This is a genomic window from Thalassospira povalilytica, from assembly GCF_002844235.1.
GTDB classification, from domain to species: domain Bacteria; phylum Pseudomonadota; class Alphaproteobacteria; order Rhodospirillales; family Thalassospiraceae; genus Thalassospira; species Thalassospira povalilytica.
In genome coordinates this window covers 654,130-679,630 of sequence record NZ_PGTS01000001.1, presented here as the reverse complement: position 1 = coordinate 679,630, position 25,501 = coordinate 654,130, and the positions used below count along the sequence as shown (strand labels likewise).

The 25,501-nt window shown below is 55.1% G+C and carries 25 protein-coding genes; 16 read left to right on the top strand and 9 right to left on the bottom strand.

The genetic code is table 11. From position 1 onward, the window contains the following. Window positions 1-20: 20 nt before the first annotated feature. The 3 genes from modA to modC are packed head-to-tail and all read left to right on the top strand — an operon-like array spanning window position 21 to window position 2,640. Window positions 21-815, top strand: coding sequence for a molybdate ABC transporter substrate-binding protein (gene modA / locus CU041_RS02915; RefSeq protein WP_101245686.1), 795 nt, complete (start codon window positions 21-23; stop codon window positions 813-815). Then, a complete protein-coding gene (gene modB / locus CU041_RS02910) occupies window positions 812-1,504 on the top strand; it encodes a molybdate ABC transporter permease subunit (RefSeq protein WP_170310105.1) in 693 nt (230 codons plus the stop codon). The genes modA and modB overlap by 4 nt, the downstream gene beginning before the upstream one ends. Beyond that, window positions 1,501-2,640 carry a molybdenum ABC transporter ATP-binding protein gene (gene modC, locus CU041_RS02905; protein ID WP_101245685.1) on the top strand — a complete coding sequence of 380 codons (1,140 nt, stop codon included), beginning with the start codon at window positions 1,501-1,503 and terminating at the stop codon, window positions 2,638-2,640. The genes modB and modC overlap by 4 nt, the downstream gene beginning before the upstream one ends. Before the next feature lie 28 nt (window positions 2,641-2,668). On the opposite strand, the gene CU041_RS02900 is transcribed toward modC, so the two are convergent. From CU041_RS02900 to CU041_RS02870, 7 genes are all read right to left on the bottom strand, one after another. Further along, window positions 2,669-3,034 carry a winged helix-turn-helix domain-containing protein gene (locus CU041_RS02900; protein WP_101245684.1) on the bottom strand — a complete coding sequence of 122 codons (366 nt, stop codon included), beginning with the start codon at window positions 3,032-3,034 and terminating at the stop codon, window positions 2,669-2,671. A 77-nt stretch (window positions 3,035-3,111) separates the two neighbouring features. After that, the gene (locus CU041_RS02895) at window positions 3,112-4,050 is read right to left on the bottom strand and encodes a 2-hydroxyacid dehydrogenase (protein ID WP_101245907.1); all 939 of its coding nucleotides are present in this window, start codon (window positions 4,048-4,050) and stop codon (window positions 3,112-3,114) included. Between the two features lie 131 nt (window positions 4,051-4,181). Next, window positions 4,182-5,471 (bottom strand): TRAP transporter large permease, encoded by a 1,290-nt coding sequence (locus tag CU041_RS02890; protein WP_101245683.1) that lies wholly within the window; start codon window positions 5,469-5,471, stop codon window positions 4,182-4,184. 76 nt (window positions 5,472-5,547) lie between these two features. Next, complete coding sequence (locus CU041_RS02885; RefSeq protein ID WP_212733760.1) at window positions 5,548-6,558, bottom strand: TRAP transporter substrate-binding protein; 1,011 nt, start codon at window positions 6,556-6,558, stop codon at window positions 5,548-5,550. Window positions 6,559-6,596: 38 nt separating this feature from the next. Next, window positions 6,597-7,058, bottom strand: a complete 462-nt coding sequence (locus CU041_RS02880) for a TRAP transporter small permease (RefSeq protein WP_197460850.1) — start codon at window positions 7,056-7,058, stop codon at window positions 6,597-6,599. A gap of 54 nt (window positions 7,059-7,112) precedes the next feature. Further along, window positions 7,113-8,252: an FAS1-like dehydratase domain-containing protein gene (locus CU041_RS02875; protein WP_068519474.1), complete on the bottom strand. Its 1,140-nt coding sequence runs from the start codon at window positions 8,250-8,252 to the stop codon at window positions 7,113-7,115. Between the two features lie 41 nt (window positions 8,253-8,293). Continuing rightward, window positions 8,294-9,850, bottom strand: coding sequence for an acyl-CoA synthetase (locus CU041_RS02870; protein WP_101245682.1), 1,557 nt, complete (start codon window positions 9,848-9,850; stop codon window positions 8,294-8,296). Between the two features lie 145 nt (window positions 9,851-9,995). Between CU041_RS02870 and CU041_RS02865 the strand changes: the two genes are divergently transcribed. From CU041_RS02865 to CU041_RS02835, 7 genes are all read left to right on the top strand, one after another. Next, window positions 9,996-10,769: an IclR family transcriptional regulator gene (locus CU041_RS02865; protein WP_101245681.1), complete on the top strand. Its 774-nt coding sequence runs from the start codon at window positions 9,996-9,998 to the stop codon at window positions 10,767-10,769. A gap of 16 nt (window positions 10,770-10,785) precedes the next feature. Further along, entirely contained in the window at window positions 10,786-11,202 is a 417-nt protein-coding gene (locus CU041_RS02860; RefSeq protein WP_101245680.1) for a PaaI family thioesterase, read from the top strand. Between the two features lies 1 nt (window position 11,203). Then, window positions 11,204-12,430: a CaiB/BaiF CoA transferase family protein gene (locus CU041_RS02855; RefSeq protein ID WP_101245679.1), complete on the top strand. Its 1,227-nt coding sequence runs from the start codon at window positions 11,204-11,206 to the stop codon at window positions 12,428-12,430. A gap of 378 nt (window positions 12,431-12,808) precedes the next feature. Beyond that, window positions 12,809-13,831 carry a TRAP transporter substrate-binding protein gene (locus tag CU041_RS02850; RefSeq protein ID WP_101245905.1) on the top strand — a complete coding sequence of 341 codons (1,023 nt, stop codon included), beginning with the start codon at window positions 12,809-12,811 and terminating at the stop codon, window positions 13,829-13,831. Further along, a complete protein-coding gene (locus tag CU041_RS02845) occupies window positions 13,822-14,367 on the top strand; it encodes a TRAP transporter small permease (RefSeq protein ID WP_068519469.1) in 546 nt (181 codons plus the stop codon). The genes CU041_RS02850 and CU041_RS02845 overlap by 10 nt, the downstream gene beginning before the upstream one ends. After that, the gene (locus tag CU041_RS02840; protein WP_101245678.1) at window positions 14,364-15,650 is read left to right on the top strand and encodes a TRAP transporter large permease; all 1,287 of its coding nucleotides are present in this window, start codon (window positions 14,364-14,366) and stop codon (window positions 15,648-15,650) included. Before CU041_RS02845 ends, CU041_RS02840 begins: the two co-directional genes overlap by 4 nt. Before the next feature lie 40 nt (window positions 15,651-15,690). Further along, entirely contained in the window at window positions 15,691-16,653 is a 963-nt protein-coding gene (locus tag CU041_RS02835) for a catechol 2,3-dioxygenase (protein WP_101245677.1), read from the top strand. Between the two features lie 89 nt (window positions 16,654-16,742). Here the strand turns inward: CU041_RS02835 and CU041_RS02830 are convergent, their stop codons facing one another. Together CU041_RS02830 and CU041_RS02825 are read right to left on the bottom strand one after the other, a co-directional pair. Beyond that, on the bottom strand, window positions 16,743-17,636 hold the full coding sequence (locus CU041_RS02830) for an NAD(P)-dependent oxidoreductase (protein ID WP_212733758.1): 894 nt from the start codon (window positions 17,634-17,636) through the stop codon (window positions 16,743-16,745). Window positions 17,637-17,801: 165 nt separating this feature from the next. Beyond that, the gene (locus CU041_RS02825; RefSeq protein WP_101245676.1) at window positions 17,802-19,025 is read right to left on the bottom strand and encodes a LysR family transcriptional regulator; all 1,224 of its coding nucleotides are present in this window, start codon (window positions 19,023-19,025) and stop codon (window positions 17,802-17,804) included. Between the two features lie 136 nt (window positions 19,026-19,161). Between CU041_RS02825 and CU041_RS02820 the strand changes: the two genes are divergently transcribed. The 6 genes from CU041_RS02820 (at window position 19,162) to CU041_RS02795 (ending at window position 25,478) form a co-directional block, all read left to right on the top strand. Further along, window positions 19,162-19,899 carry a PIG-L deacetylase family protein gene (locus tag CU041_RS02820; RefSeq protein ID WP_068519465.1) on the top strand — a complete coding sequence of 246 codons (738 nt, stop codon included), beginning with the start codon at window positions 19,162-19,164 and terminating at the stop codon, window positions 19,897-19,899. After that, window positions 19,899-20,573, top strand: coding sequence for a 4-carboxy-4-hydroxy-2-oxoadipate aldolase/oxaloacetate decarboxylase (locus tag CU041_RS02815; RefSeq protein WP_101245675.1), 675 nt, complete (start codon window positions 19,899-19,901; stop codon window positions 20,571-20,573). The genes CU041_RS02820 and CU041_RS02815 overlap by 1 nt, the downstream gene beginning before the upstream one ends. Further along, window positions 20,566-21,642, top strand: a complete 1,077-nt coding sequence (locus CU041_RS02810) for a 4-oxalomesaconate tautomerase (protein WP_212733757.1) — start codon at window positions 20,566-20,568, stop codon at window positions 21,640-21,642. Before CU041_RS02815 ends, CU041_RS02810 begins: the two co-directional genes overlap by 8 nt. Window positions 21,643-21,818: 176 nt before the next feature. Further along, entirely contained in the window at window positions 21,819-23,762 is a 1,944-nt protein-coding gene (locus CU041_RS02805; RefSeq protein ID WP_101245673.1) for a TRAP transporter permease, read from the top strand. A 2-nt stretch (window positions 23,763-23,764) separates the two neighbouring features. Next, entirely contained in the window at window positions 23,765-24,739 is a 975-nt protein-coding gene (locus CU041_RS02800) for a TAXI family TRAP transporter solute-binding subunit (RefSeq protein WP_101245672.1), read from the top strand. Between the two features lie 82 nt (window positions 24,740-24,821). Continuing rightward, window positions 24,822-25,478 carry a dienelactone hydrolase family protein gene (locus CU041_RS02795; protein WP_101245671.1) on the top strand — a complete coding sequence of 219 codons (657 nt, stop codon included), beginning with the start codon at window positions 24,822-24,824 and terminating at the stop codon, window positions 25,476-25,478. The last annotated feature ends 23 nt before the right edge of the window (window positions 25,479-25,501 follow it).

Sequence of the window (25,501 nt, the reverse complement as noted above, 5' to 3'; positions counted from 1 at the left end):
CCGGTCAGGAACCCTGCCCCATGCGCTATCTCGCCCCTTTTCTTGTTCTTCCGGTGATTCTTTTTGCGTCACTTTCCGTTCGCGCGGACACCATTACGGTTTTTGCTGCGGCCAGCCTGACCAATGCAATGACCGCAGCAGCCCGGCCTTATGAAGACCAAACCGGCGATCATATTCAGATGTCATTTGCCAGTTCATCGACACTCGCCCGGCAAATCGCGGCGGGGGCACCGGCAGATATCTTCATCTCGGCCAATCAGAAATGGATGGACTGGCTGTCTGATCAGGACATGATCGCGCCGGGCACGCGCCACGATGTTGTTGCCAATTCGCTGGTGGTGATTGCGCCAACCGACAGTCCGGTTGAAACGGTTTCCCTGACCGGGGACCCTGGACTTGTGGCACTGCTGGGAAAAGATGACCGGATTGCGGTTGGCGACCCGGACCATGTTCCTGCCGGTATTTATGCCAAGCAGGCGCTTTCCAAACTGGGGCAGTGGGATGAACTGTCATCCCGTCTTGCGCGCGCTGATAATGTGCGTGCGGCCCTTGCCCTGGTGGAGCGCGGCGAGGCGCCATTCGGAATTGTGTATGGCACCGACGCGGCAATTGCACAAGATGTCAAAATTGTCGCAACCTTCCCCAAAGACAGCCATCTCCCCATCACCTATCCGGTCGCCCTGACCAGGGATGCACATACCGATCGCAACACAAAATTCCTTGCCTGGCTTTTGGGGGATGACGCGGGTCGAATTTTTGCCGATTATGGCTTTGATCCGGTTGAGACACTCAAAACAGGTACGCCCCCGCAATGATCAGTTTAACGCCCACCGAAATCGAGGCCCTTTTACTGAGCTTGCGGATTTCGGGCGTTGCTGTTTTATGCGCCCTGCCCTTTGCCATTCTTGTCGCCACAGCACTTGCACTGGGCCGGTTTCCGGGGCGCTTCATCCTTGATGCCATCGTGCATTTGCCGCTGATCCTGCCGCCGGTGGTGATGGGCTATTTGCTTTTGATCGGGTTTGGCACCCGCGCCCCGCTTGGCTCGTGGCTTTATGAAACCTTTGATATCCGCTTTGTCTTTAGCTGGACCGGGGCGGCATTGGCATCGGCCATTGTCAGTTTCCCGTTTCAGGTCCGGGCCATCCGGCTCAGCCTTGAAAACGTCAATCACGGCCTTTATCAGGCCGCTGAAACACTTGGCGCAGGGCCGGTTGATCGCTTTTTCTCGCTGACATTGCCACTTGCACTTCCGGGGATCATTGCCGGTGCGATTACGGCCTTTGCTGCCAGTTTGGGCGAATTTGGCGCAATCATTACCTTTGTTTCCAATATTCCCGGCGAAACACGGACATTGCCGCTTGCGATCTATACCGCCATTCAGACACCGGGCGGCGAACTTGCCGCGGCACGGCTGGCTGCCCTGTCGATCGGCTTGGCTTTTGCCGGATTGTTACTGTCTGAAATTGCCATGCGCCACATCCGCAAAAGGGCACTGGCATGAGCATCACTGTTTCGATCAGCCACAAGCTTGGCAAATTTGATCTGGATGCGGACTTCCACATTCCTGATACCGGCATCACCGCCCTGTTCGGGCCATCGGGCAGTGGCAAGACCAGTCTGATCAATATTATCGCCGGGTTGGAAACACCCCGTCAGGGCCATATCGAAATCAGTGACCGGGTTGTCTTTGACCATCGCCAACGGATCAATTTGCCCGCACGGAAACGGCGGGTCGGCTATGTGTTTCAGGATGCTCGCCTGTTTCCCCATAAAACTGTCAGTGAAAATCTGTATTTCGGGGCGCGCCGCAATGCACAGAAACTGCCGCGCGAAGAACAAAGCGCCATCCTTGAAATGCTGGGCATTCTGCCGCTGATGGGACGCCGTCCTGCCGCACTTTCCGGCGGGGAAAAACAGCGCGTCTCTCTTGGCCGTGCGCTGTTATCAAACCCCGATATCCTGCTGCTCGATGAACCGCTATCGGCACTTGATCATGCCCGCAAACAGGAAATCCTGCCCTATTTCGAATGGCTTCGTGATCATCGCAAAATACCGATGCTTTATGTCACCCATGCGATTGACGAAGTTGCACGGCTTGCCGACCATATGGTGGTGATTGATCAGGGCAAAACACTGGCCAGCGGATCGGTATTTGAAATGCTGGGTCGCACCGACTTGCCCCCCCTCGCCGGTCGGTTTGATGCCGGTACCGTTCTTTCGGCCCGGATTGTCAGTCGCGATCCCAAGGCCGAAGTCAGTTTTCTTGATTGCGCCGGACAACGGCTTGTTGTGCCCTATCTCGGCCGTCCGGCCAATCCGAATGTCAGGCTGCATATCCGTGCGCGCGATGTCATGATCGCGAAAACCGCACCGACCGGCATCAGTGCCAATAACGTCATTCCGGTCACCATCACCAAGATCAGCCAGGAAAACCGCGATACCGTCGATATCAGCCTGCGGCTTGGCCATGATCCGGATGGCCGCCATCAACACGACACAGCAAATGGCCAACCGGTCCTGCATGCCCGCATCACCCGATGGTCGGCACACCGCCTGAAACTCGGTCTTGGTCAGAAAGTCTTCGCTGTCATCAAATCCGTCACGGTCGACGGTCAGGTTGCCGACCAGGCGATCTGATGATGTTAGCGCTAACAAATATTGAAATTCAATTATTTGGCATATCCGAACCAAGCAGGCCCGCAAGTTCGCAAAGCTCGTCATCAAGGGCGGCCCGGGCCTTTGTGCAGGCTGCTTCGTAAAGTTCGATCACCCGCATGCCGGTGGCGGTCAACCTTGCACCGCCATGGCCGCGCCCGCCGATGCTTGTTTCAATCACCGGATCGGCAAAGCTGCGATTAAGCTCGTCAATCAGCAACCACGCCCGGCGATAGGACATCCCCATCGACCGCGCCGCTGCCGAGATCGAGTGATGCGCATCCACCGCCCGCAGCAGATCGACCTTGCCATAGCCAAGCCGAACACCGTCGGGCAGTTCAATTTTCAGTCGGACCGTAAGATTTTCGTCTGTCATGACGCTACATTATCCCGACCGGCAATTGCCCGCCAAGATCAAAGATCAGGGGGCCTGGCAACTGGTCACATTCGCGGTCACGCGACCGGCGTGATCAGTTCCCCGCGCGTATCCCAGGCATCAAGATTATCAACAACAAGCTGCGCCATGGCATCGCGGGTTTCAACAGTACCGCTGGCATGATGCGGATACAGAACGACGTTTTCTAACGCGGCAAAAGCCCGGTCCATGTTTGGTTCGTTATAAAAAACATCGAGCCCGGCACCGGCAATCCGCCCGGCTTCAAGGGCCTTGATCAGGGCAGGCTCGTCAATGACAGAACCGCGCGCCACATTGACAACAAAGCCGTTTTCCCCCAATGCCGCCAGCACATCGGCATTGATGATCCCCTCTGTTGCGGGCCCGCCCGGACAGGACAGCATCAGGATATCGGCCCATGTCGCCAGATCGGTCAAACGATCAAAAAACCGGTAATCGACCGGCTTTGCATTGCGTCCGAAATAACCGATTTCAAGCCCGCTTGGCGCGGCACGCGATGCAATCGCCTGACCGATCCGGCCCAGGCCGACAATGCCAAGTCTCTTGCCCCGCACTGAGCGGGTCAATGCCATCGGCCCGACCGATGCCCATTTGCCACTGCGCGCCCAGTCATCACCGGCAACCAGTTTGCGCAAGGTCGCATGCATCAACATGATGGCAGTATCGGCAACGTCATCTGTCAGGATATCGGGGGTAATTGAAACCCGGATTCCGCGCGCCCGGCACGCCTCGAGATCAATCTGGTCATACCCGACCCCGAAACTTGTAATCACTTCAAGATTTGGCAGCCGGTCCATCAGATCGACAGACAGTCCAAACCTGGCCGAAGTCACAACAGCAGTTATCTTGTCGCCCATGCGATCAAGAAACGCCGCCTTGTCATCGATCTGATCATAACGAAGAAGGTCATATCGCTTGGCAAGCTGCACGGTATAGGCAGGACGAATATCCGTAATCGCAAGAACAGACCGGGTCATGATCAGACTTTCATTGGGGCAAACAAAGACCAAAACTACCCAATGCCAACTTGTAAAACAAGTTGATAAGATAAATAACAATTGCCGATTTTGCCCGGATACCGACCCGCCGGGCGCGCCCGTTCAAAAGATCACTTTCCCATCAGATCCGGCAAAAACAGTGTCACTTCCGGGAACATGATCAATCCGATCAGAACAATGATCTCCATGATCAGGAAGGGTACAATTCCGCGGAAAATTGTCCCTAACGGCACCCCGGTTTGCGCGGAAGCCACGTAGGCATTCAAACCAAGCGGCGGGGTCAGAAGACCGATCTCGACTGTTTTGGTCGCAATGATCCCGAACCAGATCGCATCATAACCAAGCGCCATGGCAGTCGGAAACGCCAATGGCATGGCCAGCGACAAGATCGCCAACTGATCCATGAACATCCCCATCACCAGCAAGATCAAAACGATCAGGGCCAGAATGACTTCGCGCGACATGTCTGTGGTCGAAACGAATTCCAGAATGCTTTGGGTGACACGCGTAAATGCCAGATAATTAGAAAAGATCGCCGAACAGGCAATGATCGCGACAATCATGACGGTGGCGCGGATCGAACTGCTGATGGATGTGCCCAGCCCCTTGATCGTCAGGGTTCGTTGGGCAAGGACCACAATAAGCGATCCCATAACACCAAGGGCGGCTGCCTCGGACGGGGAAGTCAAACCACCGTAAATCGCCCCGATCACCGCAACAATCAGCAAGGCAATCGGCAAGACATTGACACTTGATCGCGCGGCCTTGCGCAATTCAAACGGATCGCCTTTTGGTGCATAGTCCGTCCGGTTGGCAATCAGCTTGATCACCGTACACAAACCCGCTGCGGTCAAAAGACCCGGCAAGATGCCGGCAATGAACAGTTTGCCAATCGATGTTTCGGTCAAAACGCCATACACGACCAGAACGATACTTGGCGGAACCACCACGGCCAATGTCCCACCGACCGAAACGACGGCAGCCGAAAGGCGATCATGATATTTGTGCCTGCGCATTTCCGGAAAGGCCGACGCGGCCATGGCCGCGGTCGAGGCCGTCGAACTGCCAACAAGGGCTGCTAACAGAACAGATGCCGCAACCGTTGCCATGGCAAGTCCGCCCTTGAAATGCCCGACCCAGTTCTGACAGGCGATAATGGCGCGTCGTGTCACGTCCCCGGCGGTCAGCAATTCCGCCATAAGGATGAATAACGGAATGGACACCAGGATAAAGGATGACGACGTATCAAAAAACGTCCGTTCAAGAACAGAAAGTGCCGGCTTCATCCCCAATTGCATGGCAAGGCCAAGGAAACCTGAAATTCCCATGGCAAATGCAATTGGCATTCGCAAAATCATCAGCACCGCAAGAACGACGAGGATCAGGAAAAACGTAAACATGAATGGAACAAATGCTCCTTGAAGCGGGTGGCTGCGAACACAACCACCCGTCAGGGTAAATATCGGATATTTATGATTATTTTTTCGAGGTCAGGGCACGATAGCTATCAAGAACTAGCTGTGCCTTTTCCCCGCCAATACGTTCCATCCAGTCTGCGGTAACCGGCTGCATCGCATCGCCCAGTTCCGTGAGTTCTGCGTCACTGAACTGGTAGACCTCAATGCCCTGTGCTTTCCATTCCGCAGCAAGGCTGCCTACTGAATCATCCTGAACCCGGGCAACATGGGTTGCAACTTCACGGCCTTTTTCCAACATGATCTTTTGCACATCAGCCGGCAGGCTTTCGAATTTGTCACGACCGACAACCATGACAAAGCTGTAACCGCCAAACGATCCGTTGGTCGAAATGTGGCTGACGACTTCCTGCAAATTGTACCCCGGCACCGATGCCAGCGGGAACAGAACCCCGTCAAGGCGTCCGCGTTCAACTGCGGTGTAGACTTCCGGTCCCGGGATCGAAATACCAACCGAACCAAGCGCGCGTGCAGTCATCGCCTGCGTCGAACCAGACGTGCGGATATCAAGCGTCTTCCAGTCGCTTACCCCGCCCAGATGCTTTTTGGCCAATACCTGATAAGGCGGCAGGACAAAGCCAAAGATCGGCATGACACCGGCATCAAGAAGCTCGTCACGCAGCGGACCTTCGGCCAGCATGCTTTGCAGGGCTTCGGTCCCCTGCACCGCCGTGCCATAGAAACCCGGCAACCCGATAACCGAGTTCAGCGGCAAGACTTCACTGTGATACAGCGTGCCAAGCAGGGCCGCATCAAGAATACCGTTATTGACCGCATCAAGCTGGGCTGCGGATTTTGCGGCCTGCTGTGCCGGAAAATGTTCGAATTTTATTGCCCCGTTGGTTGCCTGTTCGACGGCGAACATCCAGCGCGTTGTTCCTTCAAGCGACACGACATGGCTGGTCGACTGGAAATCCCCCAGCCGCAGCGTTTCCGCCTGCGCGACATTCACGCTCATCCCGATGCCAAAGACACCGGCAAGGATTGTCAGTAACTTTCCCGTATTCTTCATCTTGGTATCCTCCCAGACATTGATGAATTCAAGACACCTTAAGCCGCCGGTTTTTGGAGCGTGTCATAAAGCAGTCTCAATGAAATAACGCCGCAGCCCAGGGGGATTGCGGCATAGGCCCATCCAAGGGGCCAGTCGATGACCCCGTATTCGATCTCGCCTCTTAGAAATGCCTTAAGCGCGAATGACCCGGACATATAGGTCACCGCGCAAAAGAAGACCCCGGCAAGCAGCGTACGCCCCCTGCTGACAATCTTTCCAAACAGGCCGGAAAGATCCTTGGTCATGAAATCAAGTGCAAGATGGCCTCCGTCCCGGTACACCCGGGACAGAGAAAGCGTTGCCAGTGCCGGCATCAGATACAGCTCGGTCATTTCGAACTGGATCTGAACCGGAATGCCCGCGACAAGACGCATCACGATATCTGCGTTGATCAGAACCGCGACGATCACAAGGGCAAGGCACCCTCCCCAATGAAGGGTGTCCTCTAGGCGTTGCAATATCTTTCCAATGCTGTCCAACCCTGCCTCCTACAGGTTGACGCGTGAAAAAGATCAGCGCTTGGGCAGTTCGACAATTGCCGAACCGATGGCCGACAATTCACCGTCCTGTTGTTCCGCACGCTGGCGAATTTCAACGAAGTAGCGCCCGTCTTTTTCGTATTTTCGCGCAACTTCGCCATGGATCAGGATGATGTCGCCTTCGGGATTGTGACGACGCACCTGACATTTTGCCTGGCTAAGGAAACCGTCATCGCCCATCCAGTTGGTTATCTGATGTTGCAACCAGGACGTACGTTCGGGTCCATAGTCATATGCACCAGGCGCGCCGACTTCCAAAGCAAACTCTTCTTCCCAATGCACACGTTCCGGACAATCGGGAATGCCAAAGCGGTTTTTGATCCCCGCACCGGGATGCTTTTGCTGAAGCTTCCAGGCCAGCTTGTTGGCCCGAATATAAAGACCGCCCCAACCCTGCGCATAGGCGACAAAACCGGTAACTGTCATCGGACCTTTGACCATGGTCGGCAGTTCTTCGCCCTCGGCCACGTCATCCCAGAAACGGGTTTCAGCACCGCGAATGGTTTCCTGCTCGTAGTATTTTGTGTATTCGGCAAGTTCTTCGTCGGTATAGACGCGGACCGGCCTGGATCGGGCTTCGGTATATTTCGTGCCATTTTCACGGGCATGGTCGCGGTCGGTACGGAAACACCAGCTATCCGCTTCGGCCAGCATGTCGCCGGTTTTCGCATCATAGAAATCAACGTGGTAGATCTGCTGAATCGCACGACCGGCAAAGCGGGTATTATGTTCGACCAGATCTTTGAGATAGGCCTCGGTACGGATTTCGGTGTTGCGGTAAATCGGCTTGTGCCAAGTCCAGTCCGCCCCCGACCACATAGCATGAACGCCCGGCAAACCACCGACATATCCCGAGATGATGCGGCTGGTCGCAAACAGGAAGCTCGGCAGCGCAATCACATCGCCGTAACGGGTGTTTTTTGCATATTCAGGATCACACCACAGCGGATTGTCATCACCAATGCCATGCGCATAGTGGCGGATATTGTCCCGGGTTGCCTCATAGCACCACGGTTCAACCGTCTTTTCGATTTTAACGCCGATGCGTTTGCTCAGTTCTTCGACACCTTCGGCGGTGATTTTCGGGAACCGTCTTTGTGAAATCTCGTTCATGCTTGTTTCCTCCTTGAATTCCGTAATGGCAACTGCGGCCGTCAGGCGGCAGTTCCCTGTTGTGCTTCTTGATCTCTGAGAATTTTGCGATTGACCTTGCCCGCCGGTGTTTTCGGCAAATCGGCCACGTAATCGATATGTCGGGGATATTCGTGCCGGCTGAGATTGGTGCGAACCAGATCCTGAATTTCTTCGGTCAGGCTGTCGTCATAGCTGTCTTTGAGCACGATGAAGGCCTTGACCACCTGACCGCGCACCTTGTCAGGCACACCGATGGCGGCCGCTTCGGCGACTTTGGGATGTTTAAGAATGGCGTCTTCGATCTCGACGGCACTCATTGTCCATCCCGCCGAGATGATGACGTCGTCGGCACGGCCGGCATGATAGAAATAGCCGTCTTCATCAACACGGCCGAGGTCCTTGGTGTGGAACCATTCTCCCTGTTTTCTGACCATCAGTTCGCCGGTTACGCCCGCCTTCGCCGGATTGCCATCAGCATCCTGAACTTCGACTTCGACGCCGGGTACGGCTTTGCCCATCGATCCTTCGCGAACGTCAAAGTCCGGGGCGCCGGGATAGTTGGCAAGGATCACACCGATTTCGGTGGTGCCATACATCGAACAGACTTTGGTCCCGAACAGATTTTCGATGTAACGCGCGCTTTCGCTGTCGATCGGCTCGCCGGTAAAGGACAGCTTTTCAATGCAGTATGAAAAGTCTTCGGCCTTTCCGGTGTTGCGCATCATGCGATAATGCGTGGCCGCGGCCGACATGTTGGTGATCTTGTAATCGCTGATCGCCTTAAGAAGGCGGACCGCATCAAACTTGCCACTGAATGTTCCGGTCGAAACACCAAGTGCGAGTGGCGCAAGCGTTCCATGCCACAATCCATGTCCCCATGCCGGGGATGAAGGGCAAAAGAACCGGTCGCCCGGACGAATGCCTGTTGCGTACAATGCCGCAACCATCAATGTCACAAGCGACCGGTGCGTATGTTTCACCGCCGCTGGCAAAAGCCGCGTCGTTCCGGACGTATATTGAAGCACGGCAAGATCGTCACCGGCAGAGTTGCACGCAAATTCCGTCGGCAGCGACGCGATTGAATTCAGAAACCCGTCATTTACAATAACAACATCAAGGTTCCCGGCCGCTGTCGCATCGCCTGCCTTTTCTTCATTAGTAAAAAGCACACTCGGCTGGCAGTCATCGGCGCGCAACCGGATGCCTTCCGGGCCAAACAGGGTGAACATTGGCACGGCAACCGCACCGAGTTTTATGGCCCCGAACAGCGCCCCGTAAAACGCCAATGACGGTTCAAGCATGACAGCAACACGGTCGCCCTTACCAACACCACGCCCGGCAAGATAGTGGGCAAACTGCGATGAAAGTTTCGCCAGCTCGACAAAGGTGATGACTTCATCGCGGCCCTCGGAATGCGCAACACGTACAGCAACATTGTCGCCGTCAACGTGACGATCGACGCATTCATGCGCGATGTTGAAGTCATCACGCGTTCCATCAAAAAGCGCCCAAAGGGCATCTCTTGAAAAATGCTTCTGGGCATCCCCGTAGGATCGAAAATCCGTCAAGCGGGTCATGTCCGGTCTCCTCCCGAATTGTTGTCCGGTTCGCCATCAGCGCCCCGAAGTGATCGTTGACAACGGTAGTGAGATCAGAACATCATTGTCAATATGATTCATTTATTGTATATAGACAACAAATTCACTGTATTTGAGACTGGACATGACTGACTCAGAAAAAGCTGCACCTAACAAAAGACAGGTCCCCGCCGTAACGCGTGCCTTGGCTATCCTGCGTTTTTTGGCAAAATCGAACGATCCGATCGGCGTCAATCCGATTGCACGCGAGCTGGGTCTTGTTCCCAGCACATGTCTGCACATCCTGCGCGTTCTTCAGGATGAGGGACTCGTTGAGTTTGAAGAGAAAACCAAACGTTATTCGATTGGCATCGGTATTCTGCCACTTGCCAGATCCGCCCTTCAGAAGAACACTTTCTCGGTTCTCGTACAGCCGCACCTGTCCGAACTTTCCAAGGAATTCGGGGTTACCGGCATTGCCACACAGATTTCCGAACCCGGCCAGATGGTCGTGGTTGCCCTGTCGCAATCAAGCTTGCCATTCCGCTTGCAGGTCGACCTTGGCAGTCGTTTTCCCCTTTTGATTTCGGCAACGGGCCGTTGCTATGCGGCCTTCAACAATCCCGATCCGAAAGAGTTGCGAACAAAGTTCGACAAACTGGCCTGGGATCACCCGCCAAGCTTTGACGAATGGCAAAATGAAGTCGCAGATGTCCGCCACAACGGATATGCCGTCGATCAGGGGGCCTATATTTCCGGGGTTACCGTTGTTGCCGTCCCGGTCTTTGGATCGGATGGCAAAATGCTGCGATCACTTGTCGCAATCGGCATCAGTGAACGCCTTAAAAACGCGGAAATCCCCAAACTTGCCAACGCGCTTATAAAAATCCGCGATGATGTAAACAGCGTCCAAATCTAATCAGGGTAGTGCTTCAATGACAGGAAACGTATCAAGCCGGCATGATTGGCGAAAAGTCCCGATAGAGGGCTATGTCGATCTTATTGGACCGCTTCTTTCGCGCCGGGAAGAAGGCCGGAAAATCTATGGATTACACACCGGTCAGCAGCATCAAAATGCGCTGGGTTCTGTTCATGGCGGCGTCATTACCGGTCTGCTTGACCAGGTGATCGCGATGGAAGCCTGGAAGGCCGCTGACCGTCAGCCGACCGTAACGGTTCAGATGGATACCCGATTTGTCAGTGCGGCAAAGTCAGGCGATCTGATCGAAGCCCACGCCACCATCCGGCATGGCAGCGGATCAATGATGTTTGTCGATGCCGATCTTGTGTCGGGCGACCGGCTTGTTGCCACGGCAACGGCTGTCATGAAAATCGTGCGGAAGGCAGATTGATATGACGATGCAAAATCAAACCGAACATCGTTCAGGCCCGCTTTCGGGGGTCAAGGTTCTGGACTTTTCACGCATCCTGTCTGGCCCCTATGCCAGCATGGTGCTGTCCGATCTGGGGGCTGACATTATCAAGGTCGAACCGATTGAAAAAGGCGATGAAACACGCAACTTTCCGCCTTTTCATGGCCCGCTCAGTCACTATTTCATCGCGCTTAACCGCAATAAAAAAAGCATCAGTCTTGATCTGAAATCGGAACAGGGCATCGAGATCGCCAAAAAACTGGCCGCACAAAGCGACATCGTTCTGGAAAACTTCCGGCCCGGCGTTATGGACCGGCTTGGTCTTGGTTATGAAACCCTGAAAAAAGATCATCCGGGACTGATCTATTGTTCGATTACCGGCTTTGGCAAAAATAGCCCGCACGGCAACAAACCGGCATTCGATATCGTTGCCCAGGCCCTTTCGGGTGTGATGAGCATAAACCGTGAACCGGGACAAGCCCCGAACAAGCTTGGCCTGCCTTTGGGGGATATGGCGGGCAGTATTTTTTCATTGTTTGGCGTGCTTGCCGCCCTGCATGAACGCAATCAGACCGGTCATGGACGGCACGTTGAAATCGCCATGCTAGATAGCCTGATCGCGATGCAGGGGTATCTTTCCCAGATTTACTTTGTCTCGGGCAAAAGCCCTGAACCGGTCGGTACCCGCCATCCCAGCATTGTGCCATACGGCTCTTTCCCCACATCGGACGGCTATGTGATTGTTGCCTGTTTGACCGAACGGTTCTGGCACAATTTTGCCCGCTGTCTGGATAGAGAAGACCTGATCACTGATCCACATTTTGCGCTTTATCAGGACCGGCTAACAAACCGCGATGAACTCGAACCGGTGATCTGTACTCGAATGCAGGAACACAGCACCGATTACTGGCTCGACCGGCTGAGTGAATTTGATGTGCCCAATGCCCCGATCCTGAGCATCGGCGACGCGCTTGATCAGGAACATGTCATCCGCCATGAACTGATTGAAACCGTCACTCACCCGGTTGCCGGTGATATGCAGGTCGTTCGCGGTCCGATCCGCTTTGACGGTCAGGGGCCGGACAAATCAACACCGCCCGCGCTGCTTGGCGAACATACCAGCGATATCCTTAAAAACACGCTGGGCTACAATGACAGTGAAATCGAAAAAATGATCGCAACCGGCGCAGTCGCCAGCAGCAATTAGATCAGCACAACCAAAACATTTGCGGTCGGTCCAGCACCAAACCGACCGACCGCCCATGTGTTTTGCTGGCAGTTTCTCCGCATCCGGCCCCTACTGCCCGATAGCCGACATTGGCGTCACACGGCGCATTCCAAACATCGATTAACAATTTTGAATAGACCTGCCGGTCATTCAATTTCCCCGCGCACCTCCCGAATGGTACCCAAAATTATGCCTCTGCCCTGAACATCATTGGACAGAGCAGCACGAACATGGTTGCGGCGATCAAGACGTCGCCAAACGCAATTAGACAAAACAAATTGGCTTTCGTGGCACGGGCCGTCATCGGACCCGGCATGCAAAGCCCCCAATCGTTGCGTAACACTCGGGAGGAAAATGATGTTTCGCAAATTACTGATTGCCGGTGTCATGACATCGGCACTTGCTGTCTCGTTCAATCAGGCACAGGCCGCCGACTATACCCTGCGCTTTTCGCATCAATGGCCGCCGGTTGCCGGCATGCAAAAGGACCTGTTCCAGGTCTGGGCCGACACCATCGCCAAGGAATCCGATGGCCGGATCGAAGTTGAAATGTATCCGTCCGCAACCCTTGCCGCACCGCCCGCACAATATGAAGCGGTCGAAGACGGCATTGCCGATGTCGCCGCCGCCATTCAGGGCTATACCGCCAACCGCTTTCCGTTGACCCAGGTGGTGGAGCTTCCGGGCCTGATCAAGAATGCTGCCCATGGTTCCTGCATCATCCAGAGCCTGTATGACGAAGGCCTGATTTCCGGTGAATACAAGGGCACCCGGCCCCTGTTCCTGTTCACCCACGGTCAGGGTCTTTTGCATACCGGGGACAAGCTGATTGCCACCCCGGATGATCTGACCGGCCTTCGCATTCGCCGTCCGACATCTGTGGTTGCCAATATCCTTGAAGCAGCAGGTGCGCAACCGCTTGGCATGCCGGCCCCGGAATCCTATCAGGCCATGCAGCTTGAAGTGATTGACGGTGTTGCCCTTCCATGGGAAGGCGCATTGGCATTCCGTCTTAATGAACTGGCCAAGGCCCATACCAGCGTCGGGGACCTTTACACCCTGTCCTTCCTTGTCACCATGAACGAAGACAGCTTTGAAGACCTTCCCGAAGACCTTCAGGACGTGATTACGAAAAATTCGGGCATGGCATGGTCGGAAAAGGCCGGGAACCTGTTTGACGCCCTTGATGCCAAGGGCCTGAAACAGGCACAGGATGCCGGTCACACCTTCCTGACGGTTGAAGGCGGCGTTGACAACCCGGCCTGGAAACCGGTTCTGGACAAAGCAACGGAAACCTATCTGGCCGATCTTGAAAGCCGCGGTCTTCCGGCCCGCAAAGTCTATGCCCGCGCCAAGGAACTTGCCGCGACATGCAAGTAAGCTCGACCACAGAGCCTGCCCGCAAGGCTTTCTTCCTTCTTGACCTGACCGACCGCATCGCCAAGGCGATGCGGATCGGTAGCGGGGTTCTTCTGGTCTTTATCATGACAGTCACGCTTGTCGATGTCATCGCACGCACGATCTTTGCCGCGACGAATGGCGGCATTGATGTCACCTTTACCGGGGCGGTCGAACTGGTCAGCTATGGCATGATGGCGATGGTTCTTCTGGCCTTTCCCTATGGCGTCGACAAGGGACAGGTGATTGTCGATCTGTTTACCGACAATCTGCGCCGCCGCACCAAAATGATCCTTGAAGCCGTTTACATGTTCGGCTTTGCCGCCCTGTCATCTGGCATGACGGTTCGGTTTTTCGAAGTTGCCGGTCGCATGCGACGGTCCGGTGAATCCAGTCAGGATCTTCTGATCCCTCTTCACATTGTCTACAGCCTTGCATCCTGCGCGCTGGCGTTCCTTGCCCTGCGCTGCACCCTGCTTGCAATTGACTATCTTGTTTCAGGAGCTAAACGACCATGAGCGCGCCCCTGATTGGTCTTATCTGCGTTGCGGTCATGCTGTTGCTGATTGCGTTTCGCTGCCCGATTTCACTGGCGATGTCGGCGGTCGGCTTTGTCGGCTTTGGCTTTATTGTCGCATTCAAACCGGCCTTTGCCCTGCTTGAAAAGGGACCGTTTGAAACCCTGACCGCTTATGGTTTCAGCCCGGTACCGATGTTCATCCTTCTGGGTGTTTTTGCCTCCAAAGCCCGCATGTCGGCCGAATTGTTTAACGGTGCGAAGACATTCTTTGGCGGCTGGCGCGGCGGTATGGGATTGGCTGCTGTCACGTCCTGTGGCGTGTTTTCCGCCATTTCCGGGTCTTCACTGGCCACCGCTGCCAGCATGGCACGCGTTGCCCTGCCCGAAATGAAGAAGAACGGATATGCGCCATCCTTTGCTGCCGGGACGCTTGCTGCCGGCGGCACGCTGGGCATCATGATCCCGCCATCAATTGCGCTTTTGCTATATGCGCTGATTACCGAGCATTCGGTTGGCCAGATGTTCATGGCCGGGATCATTCCGGGCTTGCTGGGTCTTGTGCTTTATTGCGCAACCATTGCTGCCATCGTGTTTTTCAAACCCGACGTTGCCAAACCCGGCCAGCCGACAACAATCATGGAAAAGATTATCGGCCTTAAGGGGCTTTTGCCTTTTGCGGCGATCTTTGCCTTTATCATTGGCGGGATTTATGGCGGGTTCTTTACCCCGACCGAAGCTGCAGCTGTCGGGGCGTTCTTTACCATGATCCTTGCCTTTGTCCGCGGCATGACCGGTACGCAGTTCATCGAGGCGATTGGCGAAACCCTGACCCTGTCGATCATGATTTTCTTCATGCTGGTCGGGGCGGAAATATTTGGCTATTTCCTGTCGGTGTCGCGCATTTCCCATTCGCTGGTCGAACTGGTTGCACAGCTTGACATGCCGCCTTATGCGGTTCTGTTCTGTGTGCTGGCCCTTTATGTCGTGCTGGGCTGTGTCATGGACAGTATTGCCATGCTGCTTTTGACCGTACCGGTGGTTTACCCGATTGTCATTGCCGCCGGGTTTGATCCGGTCTGGTTTGGCATTCTGACCGTGATTACGGTCGAACTTGGCCTGATCACACCGCCTGTGGGCATGAATGCCTTTGTCATCAAGTCGGTCGCGCCCGACATCCCGATTGGTCAGATTTTCCGTGGTGTGATGCCGTTTGTCATTTCAGACATCGTGCGTCTTGCCGTGCTGATTGCTTTCCCGTCGCTGGTTTATGCACTTCTGTAACGCCGCGATCCGATAACGCCCATACTGAAAGGAAACGGACATGTCTGAACCCTGTTTTGATGTTGCCCATCTCGGTCATGTCGAGTTGCTGACCAACAAATTCGAAGAAAGCCTGGATTTCTTCGTCAATGTTTATGGTCTGACCGAAAGCGGCCGTGATGAAAATTCTGTCTATCTGCGCGCCTGGGACGATTACGAGTTCCACAGCCTGAAACTGACCAAATCCGACACCACCGGCGTCGGCCATATCGGCTATCGCGCAAGTTCCGAAGCAGCCCTGATGCGCCGCGTCAAAGTGATCGAGGAAATGGGATGCGGCATTGGCTGGGTCGATGGCGACATGAGCCATGGACGGGCGTATCGCTTTACCGATCCGGATGGCCATGTGTTTGAACTTTATTACGACACGGTCAAATACCAGGCCCCGGATTCAGAAAAGCCGGCTCTTAAAAATATCGCGCAGCGTTATCACGGCCGTGGTGTTGCCGTGCGCCGTATTGACCACCTGAACCTTTTGGCCACCAATGTCGAAGCCATTCGTGACTTCATGCAAAAGGCACTGGGATCACGCGTCACCGAACAGATCATGCTTGATAGCGGCGTGCTTGCCGGGTGCTGGTTCACCGTCAATAACAAGACATACGACATTGCCTATACCAAGGATGCGACCGGCACGCCGGGCCGTTTCCACCATGTGACCTATGCACTTGATCAGCGCGAGGACGTGCTGCGCGCGGCCGACATCTTCCTTGAAAACAATGTTTTCATCGAAACAGGCCCGCACAAGCACGCCGTTCAGGGCACGTTCTTCCTGTATGTCTATGAACCGGCCGGCAACCGGGTCGAGGTTTGCAACGCCGGCGCGCGTTTGATCCTGCAACCCGATTGGGAAACCGTCACCTGGACCGAAAGCGACCGCAAAAAGGGTCAGGCATGGGGACTGAAAACCATTCCATCCTTCCATACCCATGGCACCCCGCCGGTGCCGAACGCCTCAGAGTAATCATTTGTGATCTGCAAGCTTCATCCAGATACGGCAAAGGCAGGGTGCGAACCCTGCCTTTTACATTTCCGGTCAAACTCAGAACGGATTTACTTCTTTGCCATCGCCTCAAGGATCATGTCGGCCCGTTCGCGATAGCCAAGATCCCCGGCATCAAGCTTCAATTCACCAATGGTTCGCTGCCAATCGACAGTGGCCTTGGCCATACCGTTATTAAGGCCAAGTTCCTCGACCGTTAGTGCGACTTCTTCCATTTCGGCTGCTCGACGAATGCCATGCGTCATGGACCGTTCAAGCATATAGGCGGCCTTTTCCATGAAGTCGAAACCCGGATAGGTTTTATCAAGGGATGCCAGCACGGTTTCATCAACACCGGCACGACGCCCGGCCAGGACACATTCGGCAAACAGTGCTTCGAGCCCTTTCATCATCACGGATCGCACCATCTTGATCGCCGATCCGGCCCCGACGGTGTCACCGGCAATACCCGGCTCCATGCCAAGAGATTCCAGAACCGGTTTTGCCGCCTCGGCATGCGGACCGCTTAGCAGGATCGGGGTTTTGTGCAATTTCGGATAAACCGGCGCCATCACCGCCATATCAACATATTTCGCGCCTGCTGCTTCGATCAGTTCGGCATTGCGGCGCTTGGTGCCCGGCGCACATGAATTGCAATCAAAGAAAAACGCCCCCGGTTCAATCGATGCCGCGGCGTCACGGGCAACCGTTGCTGCCTGATCCGCCGTCACCAGCGAGAAAACAAGTTCCGCGCCCGAAAGGGCGACCTGGCCACTGACTGCACCGGTGACACCGACAGCGACATAATCGGCATTCTTGGCTTCGCGGATGGCGGTATCGGCACTTGTTGTCTTGATGTCAAAAGCCCGTGTGACCGGCACGATGTCATGGCCCCAACCTTTTACAAAGGCCTGTGCAGCTTCGCCGAACCCCAGAAAGGCGATGGTATTGATGGTGACTGTCATGTTCTTGAAGTTCCCGATCTGATTTTTTGTTGTGATGGGCCGCCATAAGGCGGCAGATGTGAAGTCATTGCCTCACTGCTATCATTTCGTGGCTGTCAGGGAAAATTGATTGCCCGAAATCGGCATTCAAAATGCAAATAGGTCCGTTTTCCGGATCAGGTGTGCCTACCACAAAGTAGCAATGTTTTCGCTGATCGCTTCCAGTCGCTCTATCAGGTTTTGCTGTATCGATGTTGGCGACCAGCCTTTGCGCACTGTAAGCCCGATTGGACGTTCGGTATCAGGAAGATCAATCGGCAACATGGTCAGTTCACCGTATTTTTCTTCCTGCATGATCTGATGGCGCGAAATGATGGTCAGCTTGTCACTGGTTGACAGCATCCGCCGGATCAGGATCAATGACCCGGTTTCAACGATGCTTTGCGGGCGCAGTCCACCATCAACCGGGAACATGGTTTCGAAATAATCCCGGGTCGGAGCCCCCCGTAGCGGCACCGCCCAGCCATACGCAGCAAGATCGGCAGGTGTCAGCTTTTTCTGGCGAAGCAACGGATGATGAACTCGCCCGACAATTGCCAATGGATCATCAAACAATTTGTGCTGAACCACATCATCGACCGGCACCGGATCGCGCAGGGCACCGATCAGAAGATCAATATCACCGTGCCGCAACCCGAATAACAAATCCTGATAAGGTCCGTCGACCACCCGCAATCGGGTATCGGGGAATTCTTCCATGATGGCATTGATCGCGTTGGGCAGGATCGCACTGCGCGCCAGCGGCATGCTGCCAATCACGATGCGGCCACCACGCCCGCCCTTCCAGGATGCAATTTCGTCTTCGGCCTGCCCCAGTTCGACCAGTGCCAGTTTGGCAAACATCACGAATGTTTCGGCCTGTTTGGTCAAAAGGATGCCGGTACTGGCCTTTTCAAACAGCGGCACGGCACAAAGCTGTTCAAGTTCGCGCGCCGCCCGGTGCAAGGATGGCTGCGACACACCGACATTGCGTGCCGCCAGACTGAAACTGCCCGCCTCGGAAATGGCAATCAATGCGCGCAATTGCACGCCGGTGACCAGTTGATGCAATTTGACCTGATGACCGCGATTGCGCCGCCCGATGCGCATGATCTCGGCGGTCGCCTGCACAAGGTAATCCTGCAAACGTTCAACACGGCGAACAAATATCTTTCCCGGTTCGGTCACAAACACGCCTTCGGGCCTGCGATCAAACAGTTCCACCCCCAGAAGACGTTCGACTTTTGCCACTGCCTGCGTCACGGCAGGCTGGGACATGTAAACGTCTTCGGCAGCGGCACTGATGCTTTGACGGCGGGCCACTGCAAGACAGGCACGCAGATGTTTAAGGTTCGGATTTTGCAGGCTCATTAAGGACGTTCTCCCTGTGATCGCGCACACATTATAGAAAGAACTTATAGCAAATACCATTGGTTCTATTTCACCTGACGCGGCTTGGCACCTAGCATGATTTCACAAAACCAAACCAAGCTAGGGAGTCAGAAACGTGACCACCACCAAACCGACCGCACTGGTCATCAGTGCGCATTCTGCGGATTTTGTCTGGCGCTGCGGCGGCGCGATCGCGCTGCATGCCAAGAAAGGTTACGACGTCACGGTCGTTTGCCTTTCTTATGGCGAACGCGGTGAATCCGCGAAGCTGTGGAAGCAGGAAGGCTGCACGATGGAGCGGGTCAAAACCGAACGTCGCAAGGAAGCCGAAAACGCTGCCAAGGCGCTTAACGTTCATGACATCAAGTTCATGGATGTCGGTGATTACCCGCTTGAACTTTCCCGTGATCAGAAATTCGAACTGGTCGACACCATTCGTGCTGTTCAGCCGAAATTCATGCTGAGCCACAGCTTTGTCGACAATTACAATACCGACCATTCCTATGCGACGCGTGTGGCGATTGAATGCCGCATGATCGCACAGGCCTGGGGCCACAACCCGGGTGAAAAGGTTCTGGGTGCGCCGCAGCTTTATCTGTTTGAACCCCACCAGACCGAACAGATGGAATGGAAGCCTGACCATTTCCTCGATATCACCGATGTCTGGGATCAGAAATGGGCGGCGATCCAGTGCATGGAAGGCCAGGAACATCTTTGGCACTATTATGAAAATGTTGCTGAGAACCGCGGCAACCATTTCCGCCGCAATTCGGGCGGTCAGGCCGGTGGTCGTAACGCCAGATATGCCGAAGGTTTCCAGTCGGTCTATCCGCGCACCGTGGATGAACTGTAATGGGTGGCGTCGTTGTGCAGAATATTACCCGTACCGATCTTTCGATTGTGGACGGTCTGGGTAAATGTGGTGTTGCCACCGTTCACGAAGCACAGGGCCGGACCGGGCTTTTGCAGTCGCATATGCGCCCGATCTATCCGGGCGCACGCATTGCCGGAAATGCCGCAACGGTTTCCATCGCACCGGCCGATAACTGGATGATCCATGTTGCGGTTGAACAGTGTCAGGAAGGCGACATTCTGGTCGTATCGCCGACCTCGCCCTGTGATGCCGGGTATTTTGGTGAACTTCTTGCCCGGTCGCTGATGCATCGCAAGGTCCGCGGCCTGATCATCGAGGCCGGTGTACGTGATGTGCTTGATCTTACCGAAATCAAATTCCCGGTCTGGTCCAAGGCTGTTTCGGCACAGGGCACGGTCAAGGAAACGGTTGGTTCGGTCAATGTGCCGGTGACGATTGCTGGTGCCCTGGTAAATCCCGGCGATGTCATTGTGGCCGATGATGACGGTGTTTGCGTCGTCCCCAATGCCAATGCGGAAAATGTCCTGAAACAGTCGATCGCACGCGAAGAAAAAGAAGCCAAGACACGTGCCCGCCTGATGGCCGGGGAATTGGGTCTGGATATTTATGACATGCGCCCGCGTCTGGCTGAAAAAGGCCTGAAATATGTCTAGGGGGATCAAGCAAACCGGCGGCATCCGCTGCATGTGGATGCGTGGCGGCACGTCAAAGGGCGGCTATTTCCTGGCAGAAGATTTGCCAAATGACATTGCAGAACGCGACGCGGTTTTGCTGCGTGTCATGGGATCGCCCGATGCCAAACAAATTGACGGGATGGGGGGGGCAGATCCCCTGACATCGAAAGTTGCCATTGTCAAAAAATCCGATCGCCCGGGCATTGATGTCGATTATCTGTTCTTGCAAGTTTTCGTTGATCGCGCCGTTGTGACCGATCAACAGAATTGCGGCAATATCCTTGCCGGGGTTGGGCCGTTTGCCATTGAACGGGGACTGGTTGCGGCCACATCCGGGCAAACCAAAGTTTCCATCTTCATGGAAAACACCGGACAGACGGCAACCGCAACCATCGAAACGCCAAATGGCAAAGCGGTTTATGGCGGGGACGCCCGCATTGACGGCGTTCCCGGCACATCTGCACCGATCCCGCTTTTGTTCAGTGACACTGCCGGAACGACCTGTGGTGCGTTGCTTCCGACCGGAAACGAAGTTGATGTGATCGACGGCGTTCCCGTCACCATGATCGATAACGGCATGCCGGTTGTTGTCCTGCGTGCGTCCGACATGGGCATTTCCGGGCAAGAAAGCCGGGAAGACCTGGAAGGCAATTCTGCCCTTCGCGCCAAACTTGAAAGCATCCGCCTGAAATGCGGGCCGTTGATGAATCTTGGCGATGTCAGCGACGCATCCGTTCCCAAAATGACCATGGTTTCGCCCGCCCAAAATGGCGGTGCCATTTCCACACGGACCTTCATCCCGCATCGTTGCCATGCCTCGATCGGGGTATTGGGCGCGGTCAGTGTGGCAACGGCCTGTCTGCTGCCGGGATCACCGGCCGCAAGCGTTGCTGTTGGCAATATCGCCGATCTCAGCACGATTTCGGTCGAACATCCGTCCGGCGAAATGAGCGTGATCATCGAAAAGACCAAAGACGGTGCGGTCGAAAAGGCTGGCCTGCTGCGCACGGCACGCAAACTGTTTGACGGGACCGTTTTCATCGATTGATGACGATGCCCCGCCGAAAACAAAAACAATAATAACAAGAACAAACAAGGAAGTAGGAGGAAGCCCATGACGCGGAACCCGCGTGTGGCAAAACACACCAGCGCATTGTTTTCCGATGCGCGTCTGGCGACGATCCATTGCCTTTTGATCCCGCATCATGCCGGGGCCGTGCCGATATGCGCAAAAACGGGGGCACGGCCATGATCAATTCGGCATCCCTGCGCAATCATCTGATTACCGTGCTGGCATCAAGCATGGTGGTTGCCTGTATTCTTTGGAATCTTGAAGCACCGATCCGCTTGGGCTTTGCTGTCTTGCCACAACAATATATGGCCTTCCAGCTCGGCATGGCTTTGACCATCGCCTATCTGAAGTTCAATTTCCGCGGCGAGGAAAAGCAAACCATCGGCTGGTTCCACGGCACGGTTGCCGCGATCATATTTGCGGTTCTGATGTATGCAGCACTTGATTTTGTCTGGCTGCTGCAAGAACAGGCTTATCGTCCCTGGCAGATTACCCTGATTGGTGCTGTGGTAACGCTTGGCGTGGTCGAAGGGATCCGTCGGCGGACCGGCTGGATGCTTTTTGCCATCGTCCTTGTTTTCATGGTCTATTCACTGTTCGCCGACAAGGTGCCCGGTCAGTTGATCGGCAAGGCGCTGACCATTGAACGGATGGTCCAGTATATCGGCTTTGACCCGAATGCGGTGTTTTCCACCCCTCTTGCGGTCGGCACGATCATCGTCATGCTGTTCGTCTTTTTTGGCAAATTGCTGTTTGCTGCGGGGGGTGGGAACTTCTTTACCGATCTTGCCATGGCGGCCACCGGTCGATCACGGGGTGGCAGTGCCAAAATCTCTGTTGTCGGGTCGGCATTGTTCGGATCGATTTCGGGCAGTGCGGTATCGAACGTCGTCACCACCGGGGTGGTGACCATCCCGCTGATGCAGCGCGGCGGCTATACCAAACGCGATGCCGGTGCGATTGAAGCCGTGGCGTCAACCGGCGGGCAGCTTACCCCGCCAATCATGGGGGCGGCGGCCTTTTTGATGGCCGAGTTCCTTGATATTTCCTATTTCACGGTCGCCGGCGCCGCCCTTATTCCAGCCATCCTTTATTATCTGAGCGTCTTCACCCAGGTCGATCTGATTGCCGGACGCGATAATATTCAGCCTGCCGATACGGACACCATGACGGTTCGCGAGGTTCTGAAAGAAGGCTGGCACTTTATCATCCCGTTTGCTGTCCTTCTGGCTGCCCTGTTCTGGTGGCGGATGGATCCCGAAGATTCCGCACTTATGGCGGCGGTTGCAATTGTTATTGTCGGTTTCGTGCGCGGGTATCGCGGATATCGACTGACACCCCGAATGCTGGGCCGGACCTTTGTTGAAACCGGAACCGGGATGGTTGACCTGATCCTTGTGGTGGCGGCGGCCGGGTTCGTGATCGGTATTCTCAACATCACCGGGCTTGGCTTTGCCCTGACACTGGTTCTGGTCGATGCGGTTGGATCAAACGCCTTCTTGCTGCTTGCCGTATCAGCGGTGATTTGTGTGATCCTTGGCATGGGCATGCCGACATCGGGCGTTTATGTCCTGTTGGCTGCACTGGTTGCACCATCCCTGGTCGAAGCCGGGATTGATCCGATCGCGGCACATCTGTTCATCCTGTATTTCGGGATGATGTCGATGATTACCCCGCCGGTTGCCCTTGCCGCCTTTGCCGCGGCAACAATCACCGAGGATGATCCGCTTGCCACCGGGATTGCGTCCATGCGCATTGGCTGGGCGGCCTTTATCCTGCCCTTCATCTTTGTCGAAACCCCGGCAATTCTGATGCAGGGAAGCTGGATCGATATTGCCCTTAACCTTGGTCTTGCGATCATCGGGGTGATTGCCGTAACCGCCGGGATTGTCGGGTATTGGTCGCGTGGTCTTGGGCCGATGTTGCGCATCGCCTTTACCATTCTTGGCTTTGCCGCCTTGCCGCTGGGCTTCCTGCCCGCCGCATTCAGCATTCAACTTCACATCATCGCCGCAATCGCAGCCATTTTGCTGGCTGTCGGCCTGCGGTTTCAGGGAACACACCAAAAGAACGAAGTGAAATCAGGAGGAAACTGAAAATGAACAAACTCACCAAGGCATTGTCTGCCGGGCTGATTGGCCTTGCAATCAGTGCAAGTGCCGCATCCGCCCAGGTCGTCACGGTCGCCACCGGCGCACAAGGATCACTTGCCTATAATTCCGGTCAGGCCGTTGCCAAAGTCGCCAATGATGCGGGCATCATCGCGCGGACCCAGCCGCTGGTCGGGTATCTGCCGCTGATCAATTCGGGCGAGGTTGATTTCGGTTTCTCCAACGGTGTCGAAGCGGAATATGCCTATTCCGGGACGGGCAACTATGACCGCGCCAATGGCAATATGCGTCTGGTCGGAACGATGTTCCCGCTGACCACCGGCCTGATGGCGCCTTGTGATCTCAACCTTAAATCGGTTGATGACCTTAAAAATCGGGCATCCGAGCTTCGCATTGCCTCGGAATATACGTCATCGACCATCATCCCCTATTACATCATGGGTGGCCTTGCCAATGCCGGCCTGAAATACGAAGATTTCCAGATGGTTCCGGTTGCCAATTTTGTTGCCGGGATCAACGCCCTTGGTGACGGTCTGGTGGATATCGCACTTGTCAGCCTGAATGCCGGTGCCGGTCAGCAGGCCAGCGTGAAACTTCAGGACCGTGGCGGTCTTTGCTATATCTCGCTGGATAATTCCGTGATCGGCACGTCACTGTTCAAGGGCTTTTTGCCCGCCGGCGATATCGTTTCGATGAAACAGAACGAAAAGATCAATGGCCTTCAGAACTATGACGTCAACCTGATGCAGATCCCCTGGGTTCTGATGACCAACGCAGATGTCAGCGACGATCTGGTTTACAAATTGACCAAGGCTATCGCCGAAGGACGCGATGCGCTTAAGGCAACCTTTGGTGCCTTTGCCCGTGCCCAACCAGAAAAGATGGCCCCGAAAAACCTGATGCCCTATCACCCGGGCGCGATCAAATATTTTGAAGAAGCCGGCATTCCGGTCGGCAAATAACCGCGATCTATCATGCGTTGCCGGTCTGATTTGCCGGTAACGCATTGACCATCACAGGCACAAGACAACAGGAACACATGACATGATGAAGACCATTACCGCATCGGATGGCCATTCGCTGAATTGCTGGTTTGAACCGGCTGTCGGCGAACGTCGCGGCGGGATTGTTATCCTTCAGGAAATCTTCGGCGTGACCGACCAGCTCAAAGGAGTTGCGGCCAAATATGCAGCCCTTGGCTATGAAGTTGCGATCCCGGCCCTGTTTGACCGTCAGGAACGCGATGCGGTAATTCCGTTTGATCAGGCCCCGCGTGGCCGCGACATGATGCTGGCATCCGATCTTGAGAAAACCGTTGCCGATATCGATGCCGCGGTCAAAGCACTTGCTGCCAATGGGGGCAAAGTCGGTGTGATCGGTTTTTGCTGGGGTGGCGGACTGGCTCTGCGCGCGGCACAGGATCTTGATATTGCGGCAGGTGTTGCGTTTTACGGCACGCGTTTGCCGCAATATCTTGACCGCCCGCTCAAGGCTGCATTCCTTGGCCATTTCGGCAGCAAGGATGACCATGTTCCCGCCGAAATGCTTGATCAGGCCAAGGCCTATTTGCCGGATATGGAAATTCACATGTATGACGCCGGTCATGCCTTTGCCAATGATGCGCGCCCGTCCTATGTCGCGGATGCGGCGGATGTGGCACATGCCCGCACGGCCGAATTCCTTGCAAAATATGTCGGGTGATCCGGCCCGACCAAGTTTTGGCT

Coding starts and splice junctions, on each gene's coding strand:
- modA (WP_101245686.1), top strand. CDS start 21: ATGCGCTATCTCGCCCCTTTTCTTGTTCTTCCGGTGATTCTTTTTGCG.
- modB (WP_170310105.1), top strand. CDS start 812: ATGATCAGTTTAACGCCCACCGAAATCGAGGCCCTTTTACTGAGCTTG.
- modC (WP_101245685.1), top strand. CDS start 1,501: ATGAGCATCACTGTTTCGATCAGCCACAAGCTTGGCAAATTTGATCTG.
- CU041_RS02900 (WP_101245684.1), bottom strand. CDS start 3,034: ATGACAGACGAAAATCTTACGGTCCGACTGAAAATTGAACTGCCCGAC.
- CU041_RS02895 (WP_101245907.1), bottom strand. CDS start 4,050: ATGACCCGGTCTGTTCTTGCGATTACGGATATTCGTCCTGCCTATACC.
- CU041_RS02890 (WP_101245683.1), bottom strand. CDS start 5,471: ATGTTTACGTTTTTCCTGATCCTCGTCGTTCTTGCGGTGCTGATGATT.
- CU041_RS02885 (WP_212733760.1), bottom strand. CDS start 6,558: ATGAAGAATACGGGAAAGTTACTGACAATCCTTGCCGGTGTCTTTGGC.
- CU041_RS02875 (WP_068519474.1), bottom strand. CDS start 8,252: ATGAACGAGATTTCACAAAGACGGTTCCCGAAAATCACCGCCGAAGGT.
- CU041_RS02870 (WP_101245682.1), bottom strand. CDS start 9,850: ATGACCCGCTTGACGGATTTTCGATCCTACGGGGATGCCCAGAAGCAT.
- CU041_RS02865 (WP_101245681.1), top strand. CDS start 9,996: ATGACTGACTCAGAAAAAGCTGCACCTAACAAAAGACAGGTCCCCGCC.
- CU041_RS02860 (WP_101245680.1), top strand. CDS start 10,786: ATGACAGGAAACGTATCAAGCCGGCATGATTGGCGAAAAGTCCCGATA.
- CU041_RS02855 (WP_101245679.1), top strand. CDS start 11,204: ATGACGATGCAAAATCAAACCGAACATCGTTCAGGCCCGCTTTCGGGG.
- CU041_RS02850 (WP_101245905.1), top strand. CDS start 12,809: ATGTTTCGCAAATTACTGATTGCCGGTGTCATGACATCGGCACTTGCT.
- CU041_RS02845 (WP_068519469.1), top strand. CDS start 13,822: ATGCAAGTAAGCTCGACCACAGAGCCTGCCCGCAAGGCTTTCTTCCTT.
- CU041_RS02840 (WP_101245678.1), top strand. CDS start 14,364: ATGAGCGCGCCCCTGATTGGTCTTATCTGCGTTGCGGTCATGCTGTTG.
- CU041_RS02835 (WP_101245677.1), top strand. CDS start 15,691: ATGTCTGAACCCTGTTTTGATGTTGCCCATCTCGGTCATGTCGAGTTG.
- CU041_RS02830 (WP_212733758.1), bottom strand. CDS start 17,636: ATGACAGTCACCATCAATACCATCGCCTTTCTGGGGTTCGGCGAAGCT.
- CU041_RS02825 (WP_101245676.1), bottom strand. CDS start 19,025: ATGAGCCTGCAAAATCCGAACCTTAAACATCTGCGTGCCTGTCTTGCA.
- CU041_RS02815 (WP_101245675.1), top strand. CDS start 19,899: ATGGGTGGCGTCGTTGTGCAGAATATTACCCGTACCGATCTTTCGATT.
- CU041_RS02810 (WP_212733757.1), top strand. CDS start 20,566: ATGTCTAGGGGGATCAAGCAAACCGGCGGCATCCGCTGCATGTGGATG.
- CU041_RS02805 (WP_101245673.1), top strand. CDS start 21,819: ATGCGCAAAAACGGGGGCACGGCCATGATCAATTCGGCATCCCTGCGC.
- CU041_RS02800 (WP_101245672.1), top strand. CDS start 23,765: ATGAACAAACTCACCAAGGCATTGTCTGCCGGGCTGATTGGCCTTGCA.
- CU041_RS02795 (WP_101245671.1), top strand. CDS start 24,822: ATGATGAAGACCATTACCGCATCGGATGGCCATTCGCTGAATTGCTGG.